The sequence below is a fragment of the Microbacterium sp. genome, from assembly GCF_047971895.1.
Classification (GTDB): Bacteria; Actinomycetota; Actinomycetes; order Actinomycetales; family Microbacteriaceae; genus Microbacterium.
In genome coordinates, this window is the sequence record NZ_JBKEAF010000006.1 from 19,671 (window position 1) to 27,641 (window position 7,971).

The following is a 7,971-nucleotide window of genomic DNA, read 5'->3' on the forward strand; positions in this document are numbered from 1 at the left end:
CCGTGTACGCGTGCGTGTGGCCGCATAGGCTGTGGGGGCGCGCGATGGTGCGCGGCGAGCACACCGCGAGGAGGCCCGATGCTCGACATGCTGGCGACCGTGCCGGGACTGGTCGACACGCATCCCGTGCACGGGCGGCGGTTGCGCGCCATCCGCAGCCGGGTCTATCGCCCGATCGCAGAGCTGGATGCCGCGATCCTTCGTTCCGACGAGCCGATCCCGTTCGCCGGTCTCGATCGCGGGGCGTTCGCCCCGATCCGCGCGGGCCAGGAGTTCGGCCGGCCGTTCTCGTGTGCGTGGCTGCGCATCACCGGGTCGGTGCCCGACGGTGTGGACGACGCCGTCGTGCTGCTGGGCGTGCGCGGGGAGGGTCTCGTCTACGACGCCGGCGGTGCCGTGCTCGACGCGGTGAGCACCGTGTGGATCCAGGGCGACCTGCCGCACAGCGGCGGCAGGTTCCGCCCGGTGCAGCATGTCGATCTGTCGGGCGGGCGGGTCGAGCTCTACGCCGACATCGCGTTCAACGGGCTGCTTTTCTTCGGCGTCGGCCGCGGTGTGTACCACGGTGCGCGTCTGGCCGAGCGCGACGCCGAGGCGTTCGGGCTGTACTACGACTACCTGACACTGTTCGTGCTTGCCGCCTCGACCACCGACGCGGCGCTCTCGGCAGAGCTGCATACGGCGCTCCGGGAGGCGTATGCCCTGTTCGCGAGGAATGATGTCGCCGGCGCGCGGCAGCGGCTCGCCGCCGAGCTGGCGCATCCCTCGACCAGCTCGTTCGTCTACAGCGCGGTGGGTCACGGTCACCTCGACATGGCCTGGGTCTGGCCGGTCCGAGAGACGCAGCGCAAGGCCGTGCGCACCTACACGAAGGCGCTCAACGCGATCGAGCACTACGACGACTACGTCTACGGCACGAGTCAGCCGCAGCAGCTGCAGTGGATGAAGGAGCAGCATCCCGAGATCTTCGCGCGGGTGCGGGATGCCGTGGCCACCGGTCGCATCGAAGCCCAGGGATCGTTCTGGGTCGAGCCTGACACGAACCTGCCCAGTGGTGAGTCCCTCGTGCGCCATGCGCTGGTCGGCCGTCGCTTCTGGCAGCACGAGTTCGGGCTGACCGATGAGCAGCTGCGTCTGTGCTGGCTGCCCGACACCTTCGGCTACAGCGGCAACCTGCCGCAGATCCTGCGGGGCTGCGGGATGGACTGGTTCCAGACGATCAAGCTCACCTGGAACAAGGTGAACCTCTTCCCGCACCGCACCTTCCGCTGGGAGGGCATCGACGGCTCCGAGGTGCTGGTGCATATGCCGCCGGAGGGGGACTACAACAGCCGGGCCGCGGCTGACGGACTTCTCGCGGGGGTGGAGCGCTACCCGGAACGCGATCTCGACACGGCGATGCTCGTCTACGGCGCCGGTGACGGCGGAGGTGGGCCCGGCGAGGTGCACCTCGAACTGCTCGCCCGGGAGGGATCGCTGCGCGGGCTGCCGCAGGTGCGGAAGGCGCCGGCATCCGCCTTCTTCCGCGCACTGGAGCAGCGCGAGCTCCTGCACCGCCACACCGGTGAGCTGTATCTGGAGGCGCATCAGGGCACATACACGACACAGGGGCAGATCAAGCGGCACAATCGCATCGCGGAGCGCAAGCTGCACGAGGTCGAGGCCCTCGCCGCTCTCGCTGGAGCAGACGTGCGCGACGAACTGGAGCCGCTGTGGCGTGATGTGCTGCTGAACCAGTTCCACGACATCATCCCCGGCTCGTCCATCGAGCGCGTAAACCGCGAGGCCCGTGCGTCGTACGCGGCGGTGGAGTCGGAGCTCGACCTCATCGCGGAGCATCTGATCGGGCAGCTGCCGAAGGAGGCGGAACCTGCTCTGACGGCCATCAACCTCACGTCGTTCCCGCGTCAGGAGCACGTGCGCACCGAGGACGGCTGGCGACGAGTGGATGTCGGTCCGTACGCCGCCGCACGACTGACACCCCTCGCCGAAGCCGGCGAGCTCTCGTTCACCGAGGACTCGATCTCGAATGGCCTGCTCACGGTGCGCTTCGGCGCCACCGGCGAGATCGTCTCGTGCATCGACGCCGCCAGCCGTGAGCACGTGGCCGGGGGCTTCAACCGGCTGGTCGTGTATCGGGACCCGGACCAGTTCCCATTCGACGCGTGGGACATCGCGCAGGACTATATGCAGACCACGCCGCGCACGCTGAACGTGACCTCCACGCGGACCACGGTGGACGGCCCGCTCGTCGTGCGCCACCACGAGTACCGCGGGGCGAAGGTCACGGTCCATCAGCGGGTGGTGCTCGAGGCCGGCAGCGCGGTGGTCCGATTCGAGACACACGTCGACTGGCACGAGAAGCACCGGATGCTGCGGGCCGAGTTCCGCCCCGCACACTATGGCGACGAGGCGCTGTGCGAGATCCAGTTCGGTCACATCGCCCGGTCCACGACCGAGCGCGACGCGGTAGAGAAGGCGCAGTTCGAGGTGTGCGCCCACAAGTGGATCGCAACCGAGGATGCGACGGGCGGTTTTGCGCTGCTCAACGACTCGAAGTACGGTCATCGTGCCAAGAACGGACTGATCAGCCTCAACCTGCTGCGCGCCCCGACCTTCCCGGACAAGACCGCCGACCGCGGCAGCCACGAGTTCACGTACGCGTTCACGCCGTTCGCCCCGGGTGATCTGGCCGCTGTCGTGCGCGAGGCGTACCGCCTCAACAATCCGCCGCTGCTCGCAGACGGGATCATATTCGACAGCGCAGTGAGCGCCGATGATCCGGGCGTCGTCGTCGAAACGGTCAAACCCGCGGAGGACGGATCGGGTGTCGTCGTGCGACTGTACGAGAGTCTCGGCCGAGCGACACAGACGACGGTGCGCACCGGCATCCCGCATGCGGGTGTCGTGCTGACCGATCTCATCGAGCGCCCGCAGGGCGTCGTCGACCTCGCCGAGCTGTCGTTCGGTCCGTTCGAGATCAAGACGATCCTGCTGGAGCGCGCATGACGTTCACCGCCGCCGTGCGCGTCCCGAGCCGGGGCACGCAGCGGATCTCGCTGGTCGTGGCCGGTTTCGGGCAGAACATCGTGCTGACCACGGTGATGACGTTCATCCTCGTCTACCTGCTGCAGTACGCGCACATCAGCACGCAGGGCATGGCGGTGGTGACCGCGATCATCACGGCAGCGAAGATCTTCGATGCCGTCACCGACCCCGTCATGGGCAGCAGCATCGACATGACCCGGTCGCGATGGGGCAAGCTTCGGCCGTACATCCTGTTCTCGGCGCTGCCGGTCGCGGTGCTCTCGACTCTGCTGTTCGCGGTGCCGGATGCGGCGGAGCCCGCCCAGCTCGTCTTCTTCGGGGTGTGCTACTTCCTGTGGGGCATCGCCTACACCGTGTGCGACGTGCCGTACTGGGGACTCATCGGATCGGCCTTCCCCGAAGCGGCGTACCGCACGCGGGTCATCTCGGACGTGCGCGCGTTCGGTGCGATCGCGCTCGGACTCGCGACGCTTGGGATGCCGTGGCTCGCCCGGCTGCTCAGTCTCGGCTCGGACGAGACGACCGGCACCGGATGGACGCTCGCCGTGGGTGTGATCTCGGTGCTCGGAATGGGGCTGTTCCTCCTCGCGTTCACGAACACGCGCGAGACGCACACACCGGGCGCGCAGGAGCGGCTCACGTTCCGACAGCTGTTCGGCACGCTGATGCGCAACACGCCGCTGCTGCTCGTGCTGCTCGGGTCTGTGCTCGGCTTCGGCCGCTTCATCGTGCAGGCCGGTGGAGCGGTGTTCGTCGTGATCGCCTACGACGACGAAGTGGCGTTCACGCTCATCGGTGCGGCGATCATCGGCGGCATGGTGATCGCCTCGTTCCTCACTCCGGTGCTGTTGAAGGGGATGTCGGCGCGCACCCTCGTCGTGGCCAGCTCGGTCATCGGTGCGGTGCTATACCTGGCCATGTTTTTCGCGGGGTTCGCGGACATCCTGGTGCTGCTGGCGTTCATCTTTCTCACCGGGCTGACGCTCGGCATCTTCTTGGTCGTGCAGGCCACGATGATCGCCGACGCGGTCGACGATGTCGAACGGCGCACCGGGCTGCGCAACGACGGCATCTCGTTCTCGAGTCTGACGTTCGTCTCGAAGATCATGAATGCGTTGGCGGTGCTCGTCTTCGGCGTGTTCATCGTGATCGCCGGATATGACGCGGCCGCGACCGTCACGCCCGAGATGCAGCAGACGGTGTTCGTATCGCTGACGCTGGTGCCGGCCGTCAGCTGCCTGCTCTCCGCGGTGCCGTTCCTGTTCTACCGACTTGGGCGCTGAGCGAGGTGAGCGAAGCCCTGGCTTTCCCTCGATGCCGGGCGTAGCGTCGGTGCCACGGGAAGGAGTCGCGTATGTCTGACACGCAGGCCCGTCGTCTCTGGGTGGCCTACGGGCAGTCCGGTGCTGTCGGCTCGATCCGGCACGACGATGCGGGATACACGGTGACGAAGGCGGGCGCGGACGAGCCGACGGGGACATACCCGTCGATGGATGTCGCGAAGAACGCCCTCTACGCGCAGCTGAAGCCTGGCGCCGACTGGCCGGAGTTCCGCGAGCACTGACCCGTCGACGGCATCGGGGGCGACCTGGCATCGTCACCACGAGGCCCGCAGCGCGTCGACCGCATCGTCGGCCGAGAAGAAGTCGCCGATGCCGCGCAGCCGGGCGGACGCCGCATGGTAGCGCAGGGCGCGGTACCGCGAGCCCAGCGGATGCGGCACCGTCTTCAGATGGCCGACGACACGACCCGAGACGTCGATGACGCGCCACAGATTGGTCGCCGCGCGGAGCAGGCGTACCCGGCATGACCCGAGTCGCGGCGGCGGGGCGAAGAACCCCGGGACCGGGGTCTGTGCGGTGAATGTCATGGGTGATCTCCCTTCGTTGTATCGAAGATATGTGCGGCCTCCGACACTCGTCCGGGAACAGGGCGAAAGCGCGTAGCGTTGACCACGGAGCCGCGTCATCGTTCGCGCGGCCCGGAGGAGACGAAGATGCCGACGTACGTTCTCGCGGGTGGCTGCTTCTGGTGCCTCGACGCCGCGTACCGATCCCTGCGCGGGGTGACGTCCGTCGTGTCGGGGTACACGGGCGGCACCGTTCCGCATCCCACGTACCCGCAGGTGTGCACGGGGGCCACCGGACATGCCGAGGCCGTCGCTGTGACCTTCGACCCGGACGTGATCCCGCCCGAGACGATCCTGGACGCGTACTTCACGATGCACGACCCACGCCAGCTGAATCGGCAGGGCAACGACATCGGCACGCAGTATCGCAGTGCGATGTACTTCGCGGACGACGCGCAGCGTGCGCTCTTCGAGGCAGCCATGGACCGTGCGGACGACTGGTGGGGCGGCGGTGTGGTCACCACGATCGAACCGCTCGCCGAGTTCTATCCGGCGGAGGATGAGCACCAGGACTTCTTCGCGCAGAATCCGACGCAGGGGTACTGCCTGGCCGTCGCGGTGCCGAAGGTGAACAAGGTGCGGGCGCGGTTCGCGGAGTACGTCACGGCGTGACGACGGGCGTTCTGCTCCTCCACAGTGTTGCCCGGCGCACGACTTCTCCCCAGATTCGCTGACCTGCCGTCACCGGCACACTCCCGGCGCGCAAGCTGGTGGTGCTCCGGCGCCTGACGGGTGCGCGGGGCGCCGGAGCAACCGGGAGGGTCCCGGTTGCAGAGAGGACAGGACATGAGTGAATCGATCACCGTCGTCGGGAACATCACGGCTCCCGAGCTCAAGGTGACCGCCGACGGGGTGGAGATCCTGAACTTCCGCATCGCCAGCACCGAGCGCCGCTACGACAAGGCCGAGGAGACGTGGATGGACGGGGTCACCAGCTGGTACAGCGTCTCGGCCTTCCGTCGGCTCGCCGACCACGGCCACCGCTCGTTCCGGAAGGGCGATCGGGTCATGGTGAGTGGGCGACTGCGGATGCGGAGCTGGGAGACGCCGACGAAGAAGGGCGTGACCGCCGAGATCGACGCCGACATGCTCGGCCACGATCTACTGTGGGGCACGACCACCTTCCACCGCGACGGCGGCCCGAGCCGCCCGGCGTCGGAGTCCGAGCCGACGGATAGCCCGTGGGCCGTGCCCGGCGCCGAGTCCGGCCCCGTGGTCGACGAGTGGGAGACGACCGGCCCGGGTGGCGACGAGGCGGCGGCCGTCGCAGACGAAGAGGCGCAGCCACGCGTTCTCGTCGCTGCGGCGGCACCGTTCTGACCCGGTGCGCCCGGAGGGCACGGGAGGGCCCGGGCCTGTGGCCTAGACTCTCCTCGTGCCGACTCCTCGATCCCTGCGCGTCGCCGCGATCCTGGTGTCCGCCGTCGTCCTGGCCGGCTGCGTGGCCGGAGAGGACCCGACGCCGAGCGTCCCGGCATCCGGCACAGCCACTGTCGCACCCACCGCGTCACCGACCGCGTCGCCCGAACCCGAGCTGCATCCCGAAGGGACGGCCGCCGACAACCTGCCGCTGTTCACCGCTGTGACCCGGCGGGTGTGGGCGTCCGGCGACGCCGAGAGCGGCCGTGCCTATGTGGACGCCCTGGTCACGGCCGGGTTCGAGAAGTCGGCGATGCAGGTGACCGCCGACCGATCGACCATCGGCAACACCGCCGAGAGCCTGCAGTTCTCGGTGCGATGGGGCGAGGACTGCCTCGTCGGCCAGGTCGGCGAGTCGACCGGCGAGCCGGTCACGGTCATCCTCCCCGCGCTGAGCGACGGATCGTGCCTGATCGGCCAGACGCGCCCGATCGACTGGTAGCGCACGCACCGGCGGTAGGCTGGGACGCTGACGACGGCACGCAGAGGAGAACGTTCACGAATGGCCGAATACATCTACCAGATGGTGCGCGCACGCAAGGCCGTGGGCGACAAGGTGATCCTGGACGACGTCACGATGGCGTTCCTTCCCGGGGCCAAGATCGGCGTCGTCGGCCCCAACGGGGCGGGAAAGTCCACGATCCTGAAGATCATGGCGGGCCTCGACCAGCCGTCGAACGGCGAGGCGAAGCTGAGCCCCGGCTACAGCGTCGGCATCCTCATGCAGGAGCCGGAACTCGACGAGCACCTCACGGTCCTCGAGAATGTGCAGCAGGGCGTGGGGCCGATCAAGGGCAAGCTCGACCGCTTCAACGAGATCTCGGCGCTCATGGCCGACCCCGACGCGGACTTCGACGCGTTGCTGGCCGAGATGGGCACGCTGCAGGAGGAGATCGACGCTGCCGACGCGTGGGACCTCGATTCGCAGCTCGAGCAGGCGATGGACGCGCTGCGCACACCACCCTCCGACGCGATCGTCTCGCATCTGTCGGGCGGTGAGAAGCGCCGCGTCGCTCTGTGCAAGCTGCTGCTGCAGAAACCCGACCTGCTGCTGCTGGACGAGCCCACCAACCACCTCGATGCCGAGAGCGTGCTATGGCTCGAGCAGCATCTCGCGAAGTACCCCGGTGCGGTGTTGGCCGTCACGCACGACCGGTACTTCCTCGACCATGTCGCGGAGTGGATCTGCGAGGTCGACCGCGGCCGCCTGTACCCCTACGAGGGGAACTACTCCACGTACCTGGAGAAGAAGCAGGAGCGCCTGCAGGTGCAGGGCAAGAAGGATGCCAAGCTCGCCAAGCGCCTCGCCTCCGAGCTGGAGTGGGTGCGCAGCAACCAGAAGGGGCGGCAGGCGAAGTCCAAGGCCCGACTGGCACGCTACGAGGAGATGGCGGCGGAGGCCGAGCGCACCCGCAAGCTCGACTTCGAGGAGATCCAGATCCCTCCGGGCCCGCGACTGGGCAGCAAGGTCATCGAGGTCCGCGACCTGACGAAGGGCTTCGGCGACCGGGTGCTCATCGACGACCTGTCGTTCACCCTGCCGCGCAACGGCATCGTCGGTGTCATCGGCCCCAACGGCGTCGGCAAGACGACGC

8 protein-coding genes are annotated in these 7,971 nt (G+C 68.2%); 7 read left to right on the forward strand and 1 reads right to left on the reverse strand.

The window, feature by feature from the left end; translation table 11 throughout:
- Window positions 1-78: 78 nt before the first annotated feature.
- The 3 genes from ACK5IN_RS00900 to ACK5IN_RS00910 all read left to right on the forward strand — a co-directional run bounded on the left by ACK5IN_RS00900 (window position 79) and on the right by ACK5IN_RS00910 (window position 4,612).
- The gene (locus ACK5IN_RS00900) at window positions 79-3,009 is read left to right on the forward strand and encodes an alpha-mannosidase (protein ID WP_416894350.1); all 2,931 of its coding nucleotides are present in this window, start codon (window positions 79-81) and stop codon (window positions 3,007-3,009) included.
- On the forward strand, window positions 3,006-4,331 hold the full coding sequence (locus ACK5IN_RS00905; RefSeq protein WP_416894351.1) for an MFS transporter: 1,326 nt from the start codon (window positions 3,006-3,008) through the stop codon (window positions 4,329-4,331). Before ACK5IN_RS00900 ends, ACK5IN_RS00905 begins: the two co-directional genes overlap by 4 nt.
- A gap of 71 nt (window positions 4,332-4,402) precedes the next feature.
- Window positions 4,403-4,612 (forward strand): methyltransferase, encoded by a 210-nt coding sequence (locus ACK5IN_RS00910; protein ID WP_416894352.1) that lies wholly within the window; start codon window positions 4,403-4,405, stop codon window positions 4,610-4,612.
- Window positions 4,613-4,645: 33 nt separating this feature from the next.
- On the opposite strand, the gene ACK5IN_RS00915 is transcribed toward ACK5IN_RS00910, so the two are convergent.
- Window positions 4,646-4,918, reverse strand: coding sequence for a hypothetical protein (locus ACK5IN_RS00915; RefSeq protein ID WP_416894353.1), 273 nt, complete (start codon window positions 4,916-4,918; stop codon window positions 4,646-4,648).
- A gap of 126 nt (window positions 4,919-5,044) precedes the next feature.
- On the opposite strand from ACK5IN_RS00915, the gene msrA reads away from it, so the two are divergent.
- The 4 genes from msrA to ACK5IN_RS00935 all read left to right on the forward strand — a co-directional run.
- Window positions 5,045-5,569 (forward strand): peptide-methionine (S)-S-oxide reductase MsrA, encoded by a 525-nt coding sequence (msrA, locus tag ACK5IN_RS00920; RefSeq protein WP_416894354.1) that lies wholly within the window; start codon window positions 5,045-5,047, stop codon window positions 5,567-5,569.
- 174 nt (window positions 5,570-5,743) lie between these two features.
- A complete protein-coding gene (gene ssb, locus ACK5IN_RS00925; protein WP_416894355.1) occupies window positions 5,744-6,277 on the forward strand; it encodes a single-stranded DNA-binding protein in 534 nt (177 codons plus the stop codon).
- Window positions 6,278-6,332: 55 nt separating this feature from the next.
- Window positions 6,333-6,818, forward strand: coding sequence for a DUF6993 domain-containing protein (locus tag ACK5IN_RS00930; protein ID WP_416894356.1), 486 nt, complete (start codon window positions 6,333-6,335; stop codon window positions 6,816-6,818).
- 60 nt (window positions 6,819-6,878) lie between these two features.
- Window positions 6,879-7,971, forward strand: a 1,093-nt coding sequence (locus ACK5IN_RS00935) for an ATP-binding cassette domain-containing protein (RefSeq protein WP_416894357.1), incomplete at its 3' end; no start/stop codon positions are given.